Source organism: Streptomyces sp. NBC_00029, assembly GCF_045160505.1.
In the GTDB taxonomy this organism is placed as follows: domain Bacteria; phylum Actinomycetota; class Actinomycetes; order Streptomycetales; family Streptomycetaceae; genus Streptomyces.
In genome coordinates, this window is record NZ_CP108292.1 from 6,783,719 (window position 1) to 6,798,361 (window position 14,643).

Sequence of the window (14,643 nt, forward strand, 5' to 3'; positions counted from 1 at the left end):
GGACGGCGCCACGGCGGCCGGGTCAGAGCTCTCGCTGAGCGCGTCATGCCCGTGGGGGCGGGCACCGCGCCAAGCCGCCGCCCGGGACACTAACAGGAAGGAAAGTTTCCTACCAGTGGTCCCGCGGCAGTTGTCCCGGGCCTTTCCGGAGCCCGTTCCCCGCCCGCGGGTAGGCTCGTACGCATGGACCGGCCGGAAGAGACCCCGTCGTACTGCCCCGCCCCCGCCGCGCCGGCAGGCCGGGTGGCCGGGCCGCCGTACGCGGACTGCCTGGAGTGCGGACGGCCCACCGAGTACGGGGTCGCCACCCCGGGCGTGGTGCTCTGCCCGGTCTGCGAGTGGCAGGATGCGCAGCGCAACGCCTGCTCCGGGTAGCCGGTTCGAGGGCGGCCCGGGCCCGCGCTACTTTCCGATCAGCTCGGAGACCTTCACGAACCGGTAGCCGCGCTTGCGCAGTTCGGGGACGATCCGCCGGACGGCCTCCTCGGTGACCGGGGCGGCGCTGCGCGTGCAGTGCATGACCACCACCGAGCCGGGCTTCACCCCGGCGAGCACCTGCTCGGCCACGGCGACCGGGTCCTTGGCGAAGGCGTCCCCGCTGACCACGTCCCACTGGACGGCCGTGACCCCGGCCGTGGACAGGGCCCGCAGCGACTGGTCGTCGTAGCAGCCGCCCGGGAAGCGGAAGTACGGGACGGTGTTGACCGCGCCCGCCTGCCGGAAGGCGGCGAAGGCCCGGTCCACGTCGGCCCGGGCGGCCGCGGTGTCGAGCACGGGCAGCCCGTAGCAGGGCGAGGTGAAGGCGTGGTGGCTGTACGAGTGGTTCGCGATCTCGAAGTTCGGGTCGGTGCCGATCGACTTCGCCTGATCCGGGTACTCCTCGGCCCAGCGGCCCGTCATGAAGATCGTCGAGGGCACCTTGAGGGTGCGCAGGGCCGAGATCAGCGCGGGGTTGTCGAAGTGCTCCCCGCCCGCGGCGCGCGGCCCCTGGTCAGAGGTCATGTCGGCGTCGAAGGTCAGCGCCACGGTCTTGTCCGTCTGCTGCTTCGCCCGTTCGAAGACGGGGGCCAGGCCGTTCGGGCCGGGCGCCATCGTCGGGGGCTTGGCGGGGGCGCCGGCCTGCGGGGAGGCGGCGGGCGATCCGGCGGCCGATGCCGATGCCGATGCCGACGCGGATCCGGATGCGGAGGCGGCGGGGGTGCCCATACGGGCCTCGCGGCCGGCGGCCGGCGCGTCGGCGCCGCCCCCGCATCCCGCGAGGGCGGCGCCGAGCACCGCCACGGCAGCTGCGGCAGCTACTTTTCGTACGGAATTGGTCACGCACGCAAACTATATGACTAACTGATCAGAAGAATGGACGACAGGCGGTCGAGCGGAACTCACCCCTCCAGCAGCTGCCTGCGGCACTCCTCGACATCGAAGTCACCCTTCGGATAGTGCGGATCGATGTCCTCCAGGTGCTCCAGCAGCAGGGTGCTGATCGCCCAGTTGCGGTACCACTTGCGGTCCGCGGGCACGACGTACCAGGGCGCCGCGTCGGTGGAACAGCGCTCCAGCGCCAGCTCGTACGCCTCCTGGTACGCGGGCCACAGGCTGCGCTCCGCGATGTCGCCCAGGTTGAACTTCCAGTGCTTGTCGGGGTTGTCCAGCCGGGCCAGGAGCCGGCTCCGCTGCTCCTCGTGGCCGATGTGCAGGAAGACCTTCACCACGCTCACGCCGTCGTCCGCGAGGGCCTGCTCGAACCGGTTGATCTGGGCGTACCGGCTGCGCACCCGGTTGCGCGGCACGAGCTCGCGGACACGGGCGATGAGCACGTCCTCGTAGTGGGAGCGGTCGAAGATCCCGATCTCGCCCGGCAGGGGGAGCTCCTGCTTGATGCGCCAGAGGAAGGGGTGGCTCTGTTCCTCCTCGGTGGGCGCCTTGAAGCCCTTGATCCTGCAGCCGGAGGGGTTGAACTGGCCGATCACGTGCTTGACGGTGCCGCCCTTGCCGCTGGTGTCCATGCCCTGCAGGACGAGCAGGACGCGGCGGCGGTCCCCGGCGGTGCTCGCCGCGTAGAGCCGCTCCTGGAGAGAGGCGAGCGGCTGCGCCAGCAGGGCGGTGGCGGCCAGCCCGGCCGCCTTGCCCGCGGGGCCGCCGGGGGTCCCGGAGGAGTCGAGGAGGCGGAGGTCCGGCCGCTCGCCCGGGGTCACGCGCAGCAACTCCCGCAGCGACGGCCGCGCTCCGTCGCCGCCGCCGTCGGACCGCTTCCCGGCCTTGCCGCCCTTCGCGGCCTTCTCGGGCCCCTCCTGTTTCGCGGGCTTCTCCGACTTCTCCGACTTCTCGGACTTCGCCGATTTCCGCTTCTCGTGCCGCTTCTCGTGCCGCTTCTCGTTCTGCTTCCCGGCCATCGCTGACCACCCCATTCCCGTCGGTTCCGTACGATCTTCCAGCAGACCGAACGGGAGCGCGAGATCAGCGCCAGGGCCCCGTCACCGCGAACGTGGTCCCCGGCGCGTAGGCGTTCGCGTACATCGTCCGCCCGTCCGGGGAGAAGGTGACCCCGGCGAACTCCCCCCACTCCGGGGCCCCCGGCTGTCCGATGTCCTCGGCGTTGCGGGCCATCGGGTAGACCTCGCCGTCCACCGTCACCCCGAGGACGTACTGCGCCCCGCCGCCGTCCTCGCACACCATCAGTCCGCCGTCCGGGGCCAGGCAGATGTTGTCGGGGGAGTCCCCGGGCAGCGCGATGTCGGCGGCCGGGCCGAAGACCACGTCCAGCCGCAGCACGGAGTTCCGCGGATCGTAGAACCAGACCTGCCCGTGGTGGTCGCCGGCCGCTCCCTCGCCGCTGCGGGCGAAGCTGGACACGAAGTGGACCCCGCCGTCGCCCCAGTAGCAGCCCTCCAGTTTCTGCGCGTGGGTGATTCCGCCCGGCCCGAAGTCCTGCAGCCGGATCGGCGTCCCGGCCGCCGAGGGGTCTGGTACGGGCACCCATTCCACCGGGAACCGGGACCCGGGCTCGTCCACGACCGCCAGGTCCGCCAGCCCCGGTACGCGCAGGGCCTCCAGCCGGCCCCCCGCCCGCAACGAGCCGAGCCCGCCGAGCGGCCGCTCGGGCAGGAACCGGTAGAAGAGCCCGAACGGGCGGACGAAGGCGTCCTCGGTCTCGTAGACGACCCCGCGGTACGGGTCCACGGCGACGGCCTCGTGAGCGAAGCGGCCCATCGCGGTCAGCGGGACCGCGCCCGAGCGGTGCGGGTCGGCCGGGTCCACCTCGAAGACGTAGCCGTGGTCCCGGGTGTAGCCGGAAGTGCCCGCGCGGTCCTCGGTCTCCTCGCAGCTCAGCCAGGTGTTCCAAGGGGTGCGGCCGCCCGCGCAGTTGACGGCGGTGCCGGCGAGGGCGACCCGCTCGCCGGTGACCCGCCCGTCCGCGTCGAGCTCCAGCGCGGTGCAGCCGCCGAGGGCCCCGGGGTCGTACGTCAGTCCCCGTACGGCGGGAACGCGCAGGGCGGCGGTGGTGCGGTTCTCGTGGTTGCGGACCAGCCGCACACGCCCGCCGCCCGCCTCGAAGGCGGCCATGCCGTCGCAGTTGGCCGGCACCGCGCCCTCGCCGGAGCGCAGCGGCCGGCCCGCCCGTGACAGCACCCGGTACGTGAACCCCGCGGGCAGGTCGAGAAGCCCGCGCGGATCGGCCACCAGCGGCCCGTAGCCGCCGGTGACCCGCGGAGCCCGGGGGGCCCGGGCGGCGAGGGAGTCACCCCCGGCGAACAGCGCGCCGAGCGCCCCGCTGAAGACGATCCCGCCCGCGGCGAGCAGGCTGCGCCGGGTGACGGACACCGGTGGCCGCACGGGCGGCATCAGGCGGCCGGCTTGGGGCGGGTGGTGCCCGGAAGGCAGTTCACCGCCTTGTTGAAGGTCGTGAACAGACCGCCGGGATTCTTCTTCCACAGCCACATGTGGAGGGCGTAGTGCACCGGCTGACCGGGGAAGTTGCCGGGCCGGGGGCCCTGGAAGGCGGTGCCGAACATCGTGGGGCGGTCGTCGTCCGTCGTCACCTTCTGATCGCGGTCGTAGACCAGCCACTGGACCGCGACGAGCCGCTTTCCGCCGCGCCCGTCGTCCTCGTAGAACAGTGCGGCGGGCTTCGCCGGGTCGACGGAGTTGTCGTACTTGTGGTTGAAGTGCGGGTAACCGAGCGCGCCGGTGCCCGCCTTGTCGACGACGCAGTACTGGTCGGGCTTGTAGCCCGCCGCCACGGCGTTGGCGTGCAGCTGGAACCTGGCGGTCGCCGCGTACACGAGGGCCCGGTCGCCCAGGGCCCGGCCGGGGCCGTGGTCCGCCGTGGCGGGGGGAGCGGCGAGGGCGGCCAGGGTGAGCGAGGCGACTGCGGTGAGGGCCGGGGCGAGACGGCGTGCCATGCGCGGGCTCCTTGTGACGGGCTGGCTGGGGCACCTGCAGCCCTTCCCCGGGCTGCTGCACCCGCCACACACTCGGCCCGGACGGACGACCGCCGATCGGCTGACGGCCGGCCGGACCCACCCCGGCCCCCGGCCCGGCCGGCTCACTCGAACGGGAAGCGCGCCGTTTCACGACGCCTCCGTACGGGGAACCGCTCTTGTCCCGAGCGGACGAGTACGACGGAGGGTGCGGATCATGGCGCAGCAGGATGCGGCACCGAACGGCGGCGGCGAGCTGCACGACATCGTGTCGGCCGTGTCCAGGGGCGCGCCCGAGTACCGGCAGTGCCCCCATCCGATGTACGCCGCCCTGCGGGAGCAGGCCCCGGTGTGCCGGCTGACCCCGCCCCACGGGATCGACACCTTCCTGATCACCCGTCACGACGACGCCCGCGAGGCGCTGTCCGATCCCCGGTTCAGCAAGAACATGCGCGGGGCCATCGACACGTACCACGCCGTCTACGGCAGCTTCTTCGACGCGCTCGACGACAACGTGCTCTTCTCGGACCCGCCCCGGCACACCCGGCTGCGCCGCATCCTGCGGAGCGCCTTCACCCCCCGGCGGGTGGAGGAGATGCGCCCGAGGATCACCGAGATCGCCGAGGGCATCCTCGCCGAATGCCGCAGGGCGGGCACGGTCGACCTGATGGCGGCGTTCGCGTTCCCGCTGCCCGTCGCGGTCCTGTGCGAGCTGATGGGCATTCCGCAGGAGGACCGCCCGGAGATCCTGGAACAGTTCGCGGTGGTGACCCGCTCCCGGTTCGATCCCAGCAGGAAGGCGGAGCTGAAGGCGGCCGAGGAGCGCCTCCAGCACCGGCTGGAGCGGCTGATCTCGGACACCCGCGACCACCCGTGCGACTCCTTCCTCAGCGACCTCATCCGGGCGGAGGAACCGCTGGAGGACGCCGAACTGGTCGCGTCGTTGTGGGTCCTTTTCTTCGCGGGCCACAAGACGACCGCCTACCAGATCGGCAATTCCGTCCTCAACCTGCTGCTGCACCCCGATCAGGCGGCGAAGCTCCGCAGGGACCCCGCGCTCGTCCCGCGCGCGGTCGAGGAGATGCTGCGCTTCGAGGGATCGGTCGAGACGTCGACGTTCCGGTACGCGGCGCAGGACGCCGAGATCCGCGGCACGCCGATCCCCCGGGGCTCCCTCGTGCAGATCGCGATCTCCTCGGCCAACCGGGACCCGGAGAAGTTCGACCTCCCCGACGAACTGGACGTGACGCGCGAGGGACTCCAGGGCACGCACCTGGGCTTCGGACACGGAACCCACTACTGCCTGGGGGCGCCGCTGGCGCGGCTCGAACTCGAGATCGCGCTCGCCTGTCTGCTGCGGGAGTTCCCGGACATGGAGTTGGCCGACGCGCAGGAGACCGGGAGGGCGTGGCTCAAGGGGCCGGTGCCGGCGTTCCGGGGCCTCGAACACCTCCGGCTCGTCCTCGACCCGGCGCGCCCCGACGGGGACCCGGGCGAAGCGGAACTGGCCTCCGTGGCCTCCGGAAAGTAACCCAGACCCGATGGACGGTGGATTGGCATGACGGAATCCGTGAGCACTTCCGCTTCCGTGGGGACTTCCGCGGTACGCCTCCTGGGAACGCCGGCGGACGGACTGCGCATCGCCGCGGTGGGCACCAGCGAGATCATCCGGGTCGCGCACGGATCTTCTCCACCCGGCGGGCAGGACGCGGCCGGCGCGGTCCATTCGAAGATCGACATGCACCATCACTTCTGCGCGCCGCAGTGGCGCGACTGGGCCGCGCACCACGGACTGATCGATCCGGAGCGGCTGCCGCCGTGGACCCGGCTCGACACCGAGGCGGCGATCCGCTTCATGGACGACACCGGTATCACCACCGCCGTCCTCAAGCCGATGCTGCCGGCCCGCTACCGCTCGTCGGCGCAGCTGCGCGAGGCCATCAACATCACGCTGCAGTCGATGACCGAGGTGGCGCAGTCGCATCCGGGACGGTTCTCGTTCTACGTGCCGCTCTTCCTGGACGACCCGGACGCGTCGTCCTGGGCCGTGCGCCGCGGGCTCGGGCAGCTCGGCGCCGTCGGCGTGAACGTGACGGCCAACTACGGGGGCGTCTACCTCGGGGATCCCGCCTACGACCGGCTGTTCCACGAGCTGAACGAACGCGCCGCCGTGGTGGACACCCACCCGCACAACCTGCCCGACGGGCCGCACGGCGGCCCCGGCGGCCCTGACGGTCCCGGCGGTCCCGGTGCGCCGGGTGCACGGGGTGGGCCGGGTGCGTCGACGGTTCCGGGCATCCCCAACTTCATGTGCGACTTCCTGCTGGACACCACACGGGCCGCCGTGAACATGATCAGCAGGAGGACGCTGGACCGCTTCCCGGACATCTCCGTCGTCCTGCCGCACGCCGGCGGCTTCCTGCCGTACATCGCGACGCGCCTGCAGGCCCTGGGCCGGTTCTGCGATCCGCGCGTCGAACCCGCGGCCGTCCGTGACCACCTGAGCCGCTTCTACTACGACACCGCGGGCCCCATGGCGCCCGCCACGACCCTGCTGGAGCACGTGCCGGCCGACCACATCCTGTTCGGCACCGACTGGCCCGCCGCCCCGGCCGACACGGTGACCGATCTGGCCCTCCCGGCCCTAGAAGCGGACCCGGCCTTCACCCCGGAGCAGCTGAGGGGGATCTACCACGACAACGCGATGCGCCTGATCCCGCAGCTGGCGACCGCCTGACGGGGTGCGGGCCGCGTCGTGCGGCCCGCACCCCCGCAGGAGCGGGAGCGATCAGGCGAGCTTGGCGCTCAGGGTGATCGTCGTGCCGGTCAGGGCCTGGCTGACCGGGCAGTTCTTCTTGGCGTCCTCGGCGGCGGCGACGAAGCCGTCGTTGTCCAGGCCCGGGACCTCGCCCTCCACCGTGAGGTGGATGCCGGTGATGCCCTCACCGGGCTGGAAGGTGACGTCGGCCTTGGTCTCCAGCCGGGTGGGCGGCGTGCCCGCGCCCGCGAGCCCGTGGGACAGGGCCATCGAGAAGCAGCTGGAGTGGGCGGCGGCGATCAGCTCTTCCGGGCTGGTCTTGCCGTTCGGGGTCTCGGAGCGCGCCGGCCAGGAGACGTCGTACGAACCGATGCCCGAGGAGTCCAGGCTGACGACACCCTTGCCCTTCAGCAGGTCGCCTTCCCAGACGGTGTGCGCGTGACGCGTGGTGGCCATGGTGATCCCTTCGAAGATGTGGGAAACGGCCGGGCCCCCGAGAGGGCCCGGCGTTCCCAAACCTACTGGGAGACCAGGGGCTTCGCGTCGCGCGCCAGCGCGGTGAGCCGCGATATGGCGCGGAAGTACTTCTTCCGGTAGCCGCCGTTCAGCATCTCGTCACTGAACAGCCGATCGAAGGGCACCCCGGAGGCCAGGACCGGGATCTCGCGGTCGTACAGCCGGTCGGCCAGTACCACCAGGCGCAGTGCCGTCGACTGGTCCGGCACCGGGCCGACATCGGTCAGGCAGACCGCCGTGATGCCGTCGGTCAGCCCGCCGTAGCGGCTCGGGTGCACCCGGGCCAGGTGTTCGAGCAGCCCGGGGAAATCGTCCAGGCTCGCGCCCTCGGTCGCGTACGCGGCCTTGGTGACCTGCTCGTCGGAGAACGGCGCCGGAGCCTCCGGCAGACCGCGGTGACGGTAGTCCTGGCCGTCGATCCGCAGCGGCCGGAAGTGAGCCGAGAGCCCCTGGATCTCGCGCAGGAAGTCGGCGGCGGCGAAGCGGCCCTCGCCGAGCTTGCCGGGCAGCGTGTTGGAGGTGGCGGCGAGCGCCACGCCCTGCTCGACGAGGCGGCTGAGCAGCGAGGACACCAGTACGGTGTCGCCCGGGTCGTCCAGCTCGAACTCGTCGATGCACAGCAGCCGGTGTCCGCCCAGGGTCTGCACGGTCTGCTGGAAGCCGAGCGCGCCGACCAGGTTGGTCAGCTCCACGAAGGTGCCGAAGGCCTTGAGCGCGGGCTCGGCCGGGGTGGCGTGCCAGAGGGAGGCCAGCAGGTGGGTCTTGCCGACGCCGTAGCCGCCGTCGAGGTAGACCCCGCGCGGACCGGTGGGGGCGGCGGGCTTCTTGGAGAACCAGCGCTTCTTGCCGGCGCCACTGGCGTGCGCCCCGCCCAGACCGGCGGCGAAGCCGCTCAGGACGGTGACGGCCTCGGACTGGCTCGGCTGGGTCGGGTCCGGGTTGTACGTGTCGAAGCGCACCGAGTCGAACCGCGGCGGCGGGACCATCTCGGCCACCAGCCGCTCGGCGGGCACCCGCGGTTCGCGCGCGCACAGGGCCTGGGGGCCCGCGTCGGCTATGGGGGGCCGGCCGGAGGTGTAACCGGAGGTGGAGAGAGATGTTGACACAGCTCTTAACTCTACGGGGCGTGGCACACTGCACCGATGCGACGCCTGTTCCCTGTGACCGATCAGACATCAGCCTCGCGCCAGGACCGGGCCGACCGGGAGTGGTCGCTCGACGAGCTGGCGGACGCCTACGCGTACCCCGCGCTGGGGGCCGACGGCCCGGCGCACTGGCTCCGGGCGAACATGGTCTCCACTCTGGACGGGGCCGCCCAGCACGACGGCCGCTCGCAGCCGATCTCCGGCGAGAGCGACATGCGGATCTTCGGCACCCTGCGGGCGCTGGCCGATGTGGTGGTCGTCGGCGCGGAAACGGTTCGCCAGGAGGGCTACCGACCGGCCCGCGCCCGGGAGGCCTTCGCCGCCCGCCGTGCCGCCTCCGGGCAGGGCCCGGCCCCCGCCATCGCCGTGGTCACCGCGAGCATGGACCTGGACTTCTCGCTGCCCCTGTTCACCTCCCCGCTGGTGCCGACCCTGGTGGTCACCGGAGCCGCCGCGCCCGCCGCCAGGGTGGAGGAGGCCGTGGGGGCCGGTGCCGAGGTCGTGGTGGCCGGTGACGGCGCGGCCGTGGACGTCGCCCGGGCGGTGCGGGAGCTGGCCGCGCGGGGACTGCGCCGCCAGCTCACCGAGGGCGGGCCGCGGCTGCTGGGCCAGTTCGTGGCCGCCGACGCCCTGGATGAGCTGTGCCTGACGATCTCCCCGATGCTCACCGCCGGCGGTGCCCAGCGGATCTCCGGCGGGCCCTCCGTCACGGTTCCGCACCGGCTCGCGCCCGCCTGCGTACTGGAAGAGGCCGGGTTCCTCTTCACGAGCTACCGTCGGATCTGACAAGGCGCGGAATTTGTCGTTCCGCTTTGCTTCCGCCGGGCACATAACTGGGCAGGTATGTCTGCGCAGGGCCCCGTGCGACAGCGGGGCAGGATGGTTTCCGCAGGGGCCGGCCGGCCGGCCTCGGCCCATGAAGGAGAGGGCGTCCGTGTTCACGAGCGTTTTGATGATTGAGCAGCCGCTGACCACGGTGGACGTGGACTTCGTCACCACCCTGCACGGGGACGACGCGGTCTCCTTCATCGTCCTCATGCAACCCCGGGGCGACCAGGACCGACTGCTGCGCGCCATCGACGACGTGGCGCTCGGCGAGCTCCCCGAGGCCATCCGCGAGGGCGACGAACCCGAGGGCGAGGCCGCCCTCGGCCCCGCCGCGCACGCCCTCGCGCACTCCCTGAACGCGCTGCGCGCCAAGGGCGCCAAGGCCGTCGGGCAGCTCGTCGAGGACCACCCGCTCGACAAACTGAAGTCCGTCGTGGAAGAGCACGGCGCCGACGAGGTGATCGTCCTGACCGCCCCGCACTTCGTGGAGGAGTTCTTCCACCGGGACTGGGCCTCCCGCGCCCGCCACAAGGTCGGCGTTCCCGTGCTCAAGCTCTTCGCCCACAACGAATAGGCTTGGGGCCAGTCAGAGCCTCACGCGCACCCGCAAGCAACACGATCCTGGAGCGACCTGAATGAAGCCCGGCCTGCCGACCGCCATGGAACGGCCCCACTTCATCGGCATCGGCGGCGCCGGCATGTCCGGCATCGCGAAGATCCTGGCCCAGCGCGGAGCCCAGGTCGCCGGCAGCGACTCCCGCGGTGACTCCGAGACCGCCGAGGCGCTGCGCGCCCACGGCGTCACGGTCCACGGCGGACACGCGGCCGGCAACCTCGCCGCCGACTCCACCTGCGTGGTCGTCTCCAGCGCCATCCGCGCCGACAACCCCGAGCTGGCCCGCGCCGCCGAGCTGGGCATCCCCGTCGTGCACCGTTCCGACGGCCTCGCCGCACTGATGGACGGGCTGCGCCCGATCGCCGTCGCCGGCACGCACGGCAAGACCACCACCACCTCGATGCTGGCGGTGTCCCTCTCGGCCCTGGGCCTGGACCCCTCGTACGCCATCGGCGGCGACCTGGACGCGCCCGGCTCCAACGCCCACCACGGCGAGGGCGACATCTTCGTCGCCGAGGCGGACGAGAGCGACCGCACCTTCCACAAGTACACCCCGCAGGTCGCGATCATCCTCAACGCGGAGCTCGACCACCACGCGAACTACGCCTCCATCGAGGAGATCTACGAGTCCTTCGAGACCTTCGTCGGCAAGGTCGTGCCCGGCGGCACCCTCGTCGTCGCCCACGGCCAGGAGGGCGCCGCCGAGATCGCCCGCCGCGTCGCGGGCCGGGAGGGCCTCACCGTCGTCACGTACGGCGAGGAGGAGGGCGCCGACGTCCGCATCACCAAGATCACCCCGCGTGGCCTGACCAGCGAGGTCACCGTGATCCTGGACGGCCGGATGCTCACCTTCACCGTCTCGGTCCCCGGCCGCCACTACGCGCACAACGCCGTCGCGGCCCTCGCCGCGGGCGTGGCCCTCGGCATCCCGGCGCACAACCTGGCGAGCGCGCTCGGCAAGTACACCGGCGTCAAGCGCCGCCTCCAGCTCAAGGGAGAGGCCGCGGGCGTCCAGGTCATCGACTCCTACGCGCACCACCCCACCGAGATGACCGCCGACCTGGAGGCCATCCGCGGCGCCGCCGGGGACTCCCGGATCCTGGTCGTCTTCCAGCCGCACCTCTTCTCCCGCACCCAGGAGCTGGGCAAGGAGATGGGCCAGTCGCTGGCGCTAGCCGACGCCTCCCTGGTGCTGGACATCTACCCGGCCCGCGAGGACCCGATCCCCGGCGTCACCAGCGAGCTGATCATCGCGGCCGCACGCACCGCCGGCGCCGACGTGAGTGCCGAGCACGACAAGGCGGCCGTCGCCGACGCCATCGCGGGAATGGCCAAGCCCGGCGATCTCGTTCTCACCATGGGCGCGGGTGACGTCACGGACCTCGGTCCGGCCATCCTCGCCCGGCTGTCGAGCTGAAGGTACGAGGGAGCGGGAGAGTCATGTCGTACGAGGTCGAGAAGACGGACGAGCAGTGGCAGGCGGAGCTGACCCCGTCCGAGTACCAGGTCCTGCGCCTGGCGGGCACGGAGCCGGCCTTCCGCGGTGAGTACACGGACACCAAGACGGAGGGCGTCTACTCCTGCCGCGGCTGCGGGTCCGAGCTGTTCCGCTCGTCGGAGAAGTTCGAGTCGCACTGCGGCTGGCCGTCCTTCTTCGACCCCAAGGACACCGACGCGGTCGAACTGATCGCGGACACCTCGCACGGCATGGTCCGCACCGAGGTCCGCTGCGCGAAGTGCGGCTCCCACCTGGGCCACGTCTTCGAGGGCGAGGGCTACCCGACCCCCACGGACCAGCGGTACTGCATCAACAGCATCTCCCTGCGCCTGACCCCGACGGAGGCCTGACCCCGACGGAGGCCCGGCGGCGCGCGAGGCGCGGGCCCCGGAACACAGGACACACGGGACACACAGGACGGCCGCCACCGAACCCGGTAGCGGCCGTCCTGTCGTGTCTGCGGCCCGTCTCAGGCCGGGGTGTTCCATTCGACCAGCTGGACGACGATGCCGTTCGGGTCGGTCAGCTGGAACAGGCGCTCGCCCCAGGGCTCTTCGCGCAGGGGCATCGTGATGGGGGCGCCCTCGGCACGCAGGCGGGCTTCCTCCGCCGCGAGGCCGGTGACGGTGAGCGCCAGGATCAGGCCGGACGCCCGCTGGTCGCGCTGCTCGGGCGGGAGGACCTCGATGCCGCGGCGCAGCAGCACGATGTCGGCGGCGGCGTCCTCGCGGGTCAGGGAGGCGAAGCCGTCATCGGCCATGGCGACCTGATAGCCGAGGTGGGTGCAGAAGAACGCGCGGGAGGCGTCCACGTCGTCGACGGTCAGGGACAGGGTGGAAGTGGTGACGTGCACGCGGCTCCTGAGGCAGGCTTGGGCGAACTTTACGACGGACGTAACTTTAAGCGGGCCGCGATGGGTCGGTCAAGCATAATTTTGCTACGAGTGTAAGATTTCCTCATGACTGCCGAGACGGGACTCCGTGAGTCCAAGAAGCAGGAGACCAGGCAGCTGATCTCCGACCGCGCCACCCGGCTCTTCATGGAGCAGGGTTTCGAAGAGACGACCATCGCCGAGATCGCCGCCGCGGCCCGCGTCGCCAAGAAGACGGTCACCAACTACTTCCCGCGCAAGGAGGACCTCGCCCTCGACCACCACGAGGCCTTCACCCGGACCCTGGCCGACGCGGTCGCGGGCCGCGGCTCGGGGGAAGGGCCGCTCGCCGCCGTGGGGCGGGTGCTCCGCTCCGCGCTGGCCGAACACAGCCCGGTCGCCGGATTCACCGGCCCCGACTTCGCCCGTATGGTCGCCGCGAGCCCCACCCTCACCGCCCGCCTGCGCGAACTGCACGACCGGCGGGAGGAGGAGCTGGCCCGAGCCCTGGCGGCCGCCGCGCCGCAGGAGGCCGACGGGATCGCTCCCCGGGCCGCCGCCGCCCTGATCGCCGCGGCCGACCGGCTGTTGTTCCGGCGCATCCAGGAACTCACGCTCGCGGGCCGCACCGACGACGAGATCGAGGCCGCGCTGGTCCCGGAGGCGGACCACGTCCTCGCCCTCCTCGCCGTGCCCCTCGGCGCCTTCGCCGCGCCCGCGCCCGCGGCTTAGACCTGCTCCCCGTACACCCTGATCCCGGCGGGCCGGAGCGCGCCGACCGTCGTCCAGGCCGGCCGCCCCGTCAGCTCCCGTGCCCACGCGTCGAGATCGTCACCGGAGTCGTGGAAGAACCAGGACCCGAAGCTTCCCAGGGCCTCCAGGGCGGGGGCGGGCCGGTAGCGCAGCTCGCAGTGGACCTGGACGTAGTGGTCGTGATCGCCGTCGTCGTCGCAGACCTCGAACTGCCGCGCCAGGTCCAGCGTGAACATCGCCGGGCCGTCGAACGAGTGGGTCCCGTACTGGAACAGCAGGCCGTCGGCGTCGGGGGCGTCCGGTACGTCGAACGGGCGGCGGCCGAAGCGGAGGAAGGCGAGCCAGGCCTCCTCCGTGCCGGGGCCGGCGAGCGCCCGCCGCGCGGACCGCAGTTCACCCTCCAGCAGTCCCACGGCCTCGTCGACCGACGGCCTCGGCGTCATCTCCGCACTCCTCGTCACCACAGTGATGTCCGCCGTGGCGAACCGAACGGCCGGACCTGCGCGCGGGTCAGGTGATGACCCGGACGGAGTCCGGCTTGGGGAAGGGCATCATCGTCCAGCCCGCCGGCCAGCCGCCTTCGTAGGGGTCCCCGGGCTCGATCACCAGCAGCCGGGGGATGCGCCACATCCACCACTGCTCCTCGTCGCCGCGGCCGGGCCATTCGATCGTTGCCGCGCGGAACCGCTCGTCGAGCTCGTCCAGCCTGGGCTGCCGGGCCGACCGCACGCGCGGGGGCAGCAGCGGCCAGACGTCGGCCAGCGTGCTCCGGCACGAGATGTCGTTGTCGAATTCGGGCCCGCACCACGCGTAGCCCTCCTCCACGCCCGCCACCTCGACGCCCCAGCCCTCGAGCAGTGCGTGGAACGTACGGGTCCGGCCGCCCGGCCGGCGGTCGGCGCCGGCCGCGACCATGGCCGCGTGCACGGCCGTCTGTTCCTCCGTGGTCACGAGTACTCCTCCGGCAGGGCTCCGCCTCGTCGCCGTCGCGATCATCTGCAGACGGTGTCCTTCCGGTCAACCGGTTTTTGTCCGGGGCCCGGTGGCAGGGCCGCGCCGCACGTCGCCGGGGGAAGGGCCCGAACGGTTTCGTGGCGCGCGCGAGCCCGCGCCCGACCGGGCGCCCGAACCGGCCGGGGCCGCCATGGTGTCGAGTTCATCGCGGTTCGATTCCGATCCGATCTCTGGCCTGCGATGATTCGCGGCAACTAGCACGCTTCGGCCACGGAAGACATCTATC

General features: G+C 72.1%; 17 protein-coding genes. 8 read left to right on the top strand and 9 right to left on the bottom strand.

From position 1 onward, the window contains the following. Positions 1 to 183: 183 nt before the first annotated feature. Positions 184 to 375: a hypothetical protein gene (locus OG753_RS31555; RefSeq protein WP_327264985.1), complete on the top strand. Its 192-nt coding sequence runs from the start codon at positions 184 to 186 to the stop codon at positions 373 to 375. A 27-nt stretch (positions 376 to 402) separates the two neighbouring features. On the opposite strand, the gene OG753_RS31560 is transcribed toward OG753_RS31555, so the two are convergent. The 4 genes from OG753_RS31560 to OG753_RS31575 all read right to left on the bottom strand — a co-directional run bounded on the left by OG753_RS31560 (position 403) and on the right by OG753_RS31575 (position 4,400). Continuing rightward, a complete protein-coding gene (locus OG753_RS31560; RefSeq protein ID WP_405791036.1) occupies positions 403 to 1,320 on the bottom strand; it encodes a polysaccharide deacetylase family protein in 918 nt (305 codons plus the stop codon). Between the two features lie 59 nt (positions 1,321 to 1,379). After that, positions 1,380 to 2,390 carry a PPK2 family polyphosphate kinase gene (locus tag OG753_RS31565; RefSeq protein WP_405791037.1) on the bottom strand — a complete coding sequence of 337 codons (1,011 nt, stop codon included), beginning with the start codon at positions 2,388 to 2,390 and terminating at the stop codon, positions 1,380 to 1,382. 64 nt (positions 2,391 to 2,454) lie between these two features. Continuing rightward, positions 2,455 to 3,831 carry an alkaline phosphatase PhoX gene (locus OG753_RS31570; RefSeq protein WP_405791038.1) on the bottom strand — a complete coding sequence of 459 codons (1,377 nt, stop codon included), beginning with the start codon at positions 3,829 to 3,831 and terminating at the stop codon, positions 2,455 to 2,457. 8 nt (positions 3,832 to 3,839) lie between these two features. Beyond that, positions 3,840 to 4,400: a hypothetical protein gene (locus OG753_RS31575; RefSeq protein WP_327264989.1), complete on the bottom strand. Its 561-nt coding sequence runs from the start codon at positions 4,398 to 4,400 to the stop codon at positions 3,840 to 3,842. A 235-nt stretch (positions 4,401 to 4,635) separates the two neighbouring features. Here OG753_RS31575 and OG753_RS31580 point away from each other — a divergent pair, with 235 nt between their 5' ends. Both OG753_RS31580 and OG753_RS31585 read left to right on the top strand, forming a co-directional pair. Continuing rightward, positions 4,636 to 5,949: a cytochrome P450 gene (locus OG753_RS31580; protein ID WP_405791039.1), complete on the top strand. Its 1,314-nt coding sequence runs from the start codon at positions 4,636 to 4,638 to the stop codon at positions 5,947 to 5,949. 39 nt (positions 5,950 to 5,988) lie between these two features. Beyond that, positions 5,989 to 7,155, top strand: a complete 1,167-nt coding sequence (locus OG753_RS31585) for an amidohydrolase family protein (RefSeq protein ID WP_405791040.1) — start codon at positions 5,989 to 5,991, stop codon at positions 7,153 to 7,155. 51 nt (positions 7,156 to 7,206) lie between these two features. Here the strand turns inward: OG753_RS31585 and OG753_RS31590 are convergent, their stop codons facing one another. Both OG753_RS31590 and zapE read right to left on the bottom strand, forming a co-directional pair. Next, positions 7,207 to 7,632: an OsmC family protein gene (locus OG753_RS31590; protein ID WP_383205122.1), complete on the bottom strand. Its 426-nt coding sequence runs from the start codon at positions 7,630 to 7,632 to the stop codon at positions 7,207 to 7,209. Between the two features lie 62 nt (positions 7,633 to 7,694). After that, entirely contained in the window at positions 7,695 to 8,750 is a 1,056-nt protein-coding gene (gene zapE / locus OG753_RS31595) for a cell division protein ZapE (protein WP_405792882.1), read from the bottom strand. Between the two features lie 84 nt (positions 8,751 to 8,834). On the opposite strand from zapE, the gene OG753_RS31600 reads away from it, so the two are divergent. The 4 genes from OG753_RS31600 (at position 8,835) to msrB (ending at position 12,129) form a co-directional block, all read left to right on the top strand. Further along, on the top strand, positions 8,835 to 9,623 hold the full coding sequence (locus OG753_RS31600) for a pyrimidine reductase family protein (RefSeq protein WP_405791041.1): 789 nt from the start codon (positions 8,835 to 8,837) through the stop codon (positions 9,621 to 9,623). Positions 9,624 to 9,771: 148 nt separating this feature from the next. Next, a complete protein-coding gene (locus OG753_RS31605; protein WP_327264994.1) occupies positions 9,772 to 10,239 on the top strand; it encodes an indole-3-glycerol phosphate synthase in 468 nt (155 codons plus the stop codon). Positions 10,240 to 10,300: 61 nt separating this feature from the next. Next, entirely contained in the window at positions 10,301 to 11,698 is a 1,398-nt protein-coding gene (gene murC / locus OG753_RS31610) for a UDP-N-acetylmuramate--L-alanine ligase (RefSeq protein WP_327264995.1), read from the top strand. Positions 11,699 to 11,721: 23 nt separating this feature from the next. Further along, complete coding sequence (gene msrB, locus OG753_RS31615) at positions 11,722 to 12,129, top strand: peptide-methionine (R)-S-oxide reductase MsrB (protein ID WP_327264996.1); 408 nt, start codon at positions 11,722 to 11,724, stop codon at positions 12,127 to 12,129. Between the two features lie 119 nt (positions 12,130 to 12,248). On the opposite strand, the gene OG753_RS31620 is transcribed toward msrB, so the two are convergent. Next, a complete protein-coding gene (locus OG753_RS31620; protein ID WP_327264997.1) occupies positions 12,249 to 12,632 on the bottom strand; it encodes a VOC family protein in 384 nt (127 codons plus the stop codon). 105 nt (positions 12,633 to 12,737) lie between these two features. Here OG753_RS31620 and OG753_RS31625 point away from each other — a divergent pair, with 105 nt between their 5' ends. Then, on the top strand, positions 12,738 to 13,382 hold the full coding sequence (locus OG753_RS31625) for a TetR family transcriptional regulator (RefSeq protein WP_327264998.1): 645 nt from the start codon (positions 12,738 to 12,740) through the stop codon (positions 13,380 to 13,382). Here OG753_RS31625 and OG753_RS31630 read toward each other — a convergent pair. Continuing rightward, the gene (locus tag OG753_RS31630) at positions 13,379 to 13,846 is read right to left on the bottom strand and encodes a hypothetical protein (RefSeq protein ID WP_405791042.1); all 468 of its coding nucleotides are present in this window, start codon (positions 13,844 to 13,846) and stop codon (positions 13,379 to 13,381) included. The two genes, OG753_RS31625 and OG753_RS31630, sit on opposite strands and share 4 nt — an antisense overlap. A gap of 67 nt (positions 13,847 to 13,913) precedes the next feature. Then, positions 13,914 to 14,354 carry a hypothetical protein gene (locus OG753_RS31635; RefSeq protein ID WP_405791043.1) on the bottom strand — a complete coding sequence of 147 codons (441 nt, stop codon included), beginning with the start codon at positions 14,352 to 14,354 and terminating at the stop codon, positions 13,914 to 13,916. Positions 14,355 to 14,643: the final 289 nt, after the last annotated feature.

What these genes read in the sequence shown, in the direction of transcription:
- OG753_RS31575 (WP_327264989.1), bottom strand. Translation starts at nt 4,400, where the DNA reads ATGGCACGCCGTCTCGCCCCGGCCCTCACCGCAGTCGCCTCGCTCACC.
- OG753_RS31580 (WP_405791039.1), top strand. Translation starts at nt 4,636, where the DNA reads ATGGCGCAGCAGGATGCGGCACCGAACGGCGGCGGCGAGCTGCACGAC.
- OG753_RS31600 (WP_405791041.1), top strand. Translation starts at nt 8,835, where the DNA reads ATGCGACGCCTGTTCCCTGTGACCGATCAGACATCAGCCTCGCGCCAG.
- OG753_RS31555 (WP_327264985.1), top strand. Translation starts at nt 184, where the DNA reads ATGGACCGGCCGGAAGAGACCCCGTCGTACTGCCCCGCCCCCGCCGCG.
- OG753_RS31565 (WP_405791037.1), bottom strand. Translation starts at nt 2,390, where the DNA reads ATGGCCGGGAAGCAGAACGAGAAGCGGCACGAGAAGCGGCACGAGAAG.
- murC (WP_327264995.1), top strand. Translation starts at nt 10,301, where the DNA reads ATGAAGCCCGGCCTGCCGACCGCCATGGAACGGCCCCACTTCATCGGC.
- msrB (WP_327264996.1), top strand. Translation starts at nt 11,722, where the DNA reads ATGTCGTACGAGGTCGAGAAGACGGACGAGCAGTGGCAGGCGGAGCTG.
- OG753_RS31625 (WP_327264998.1), top strand. Translation starts at nt 12,738, where the DNA reads ATGACTGCCGAGACGGGACTCCGTGAGTCCAAGAAGCAGGAGACCAGG.
- OG753_RS31590 (WP_383205122.1), bottom strand. Translation starts at nt 7,632, where the DNA reads ATGGCCACCACGCGTCACGCGCACACCGTCTGGGAAGGCGACCTGCTG.
- OG753_RS31630 (WP_405791042.1), bottom strand. Translation starts at nt 13,846, where the DNA reads ATGACGCCGAGGCCGTCGGTCGACGAGGCCGTGGGACTGCTGGAGGGT.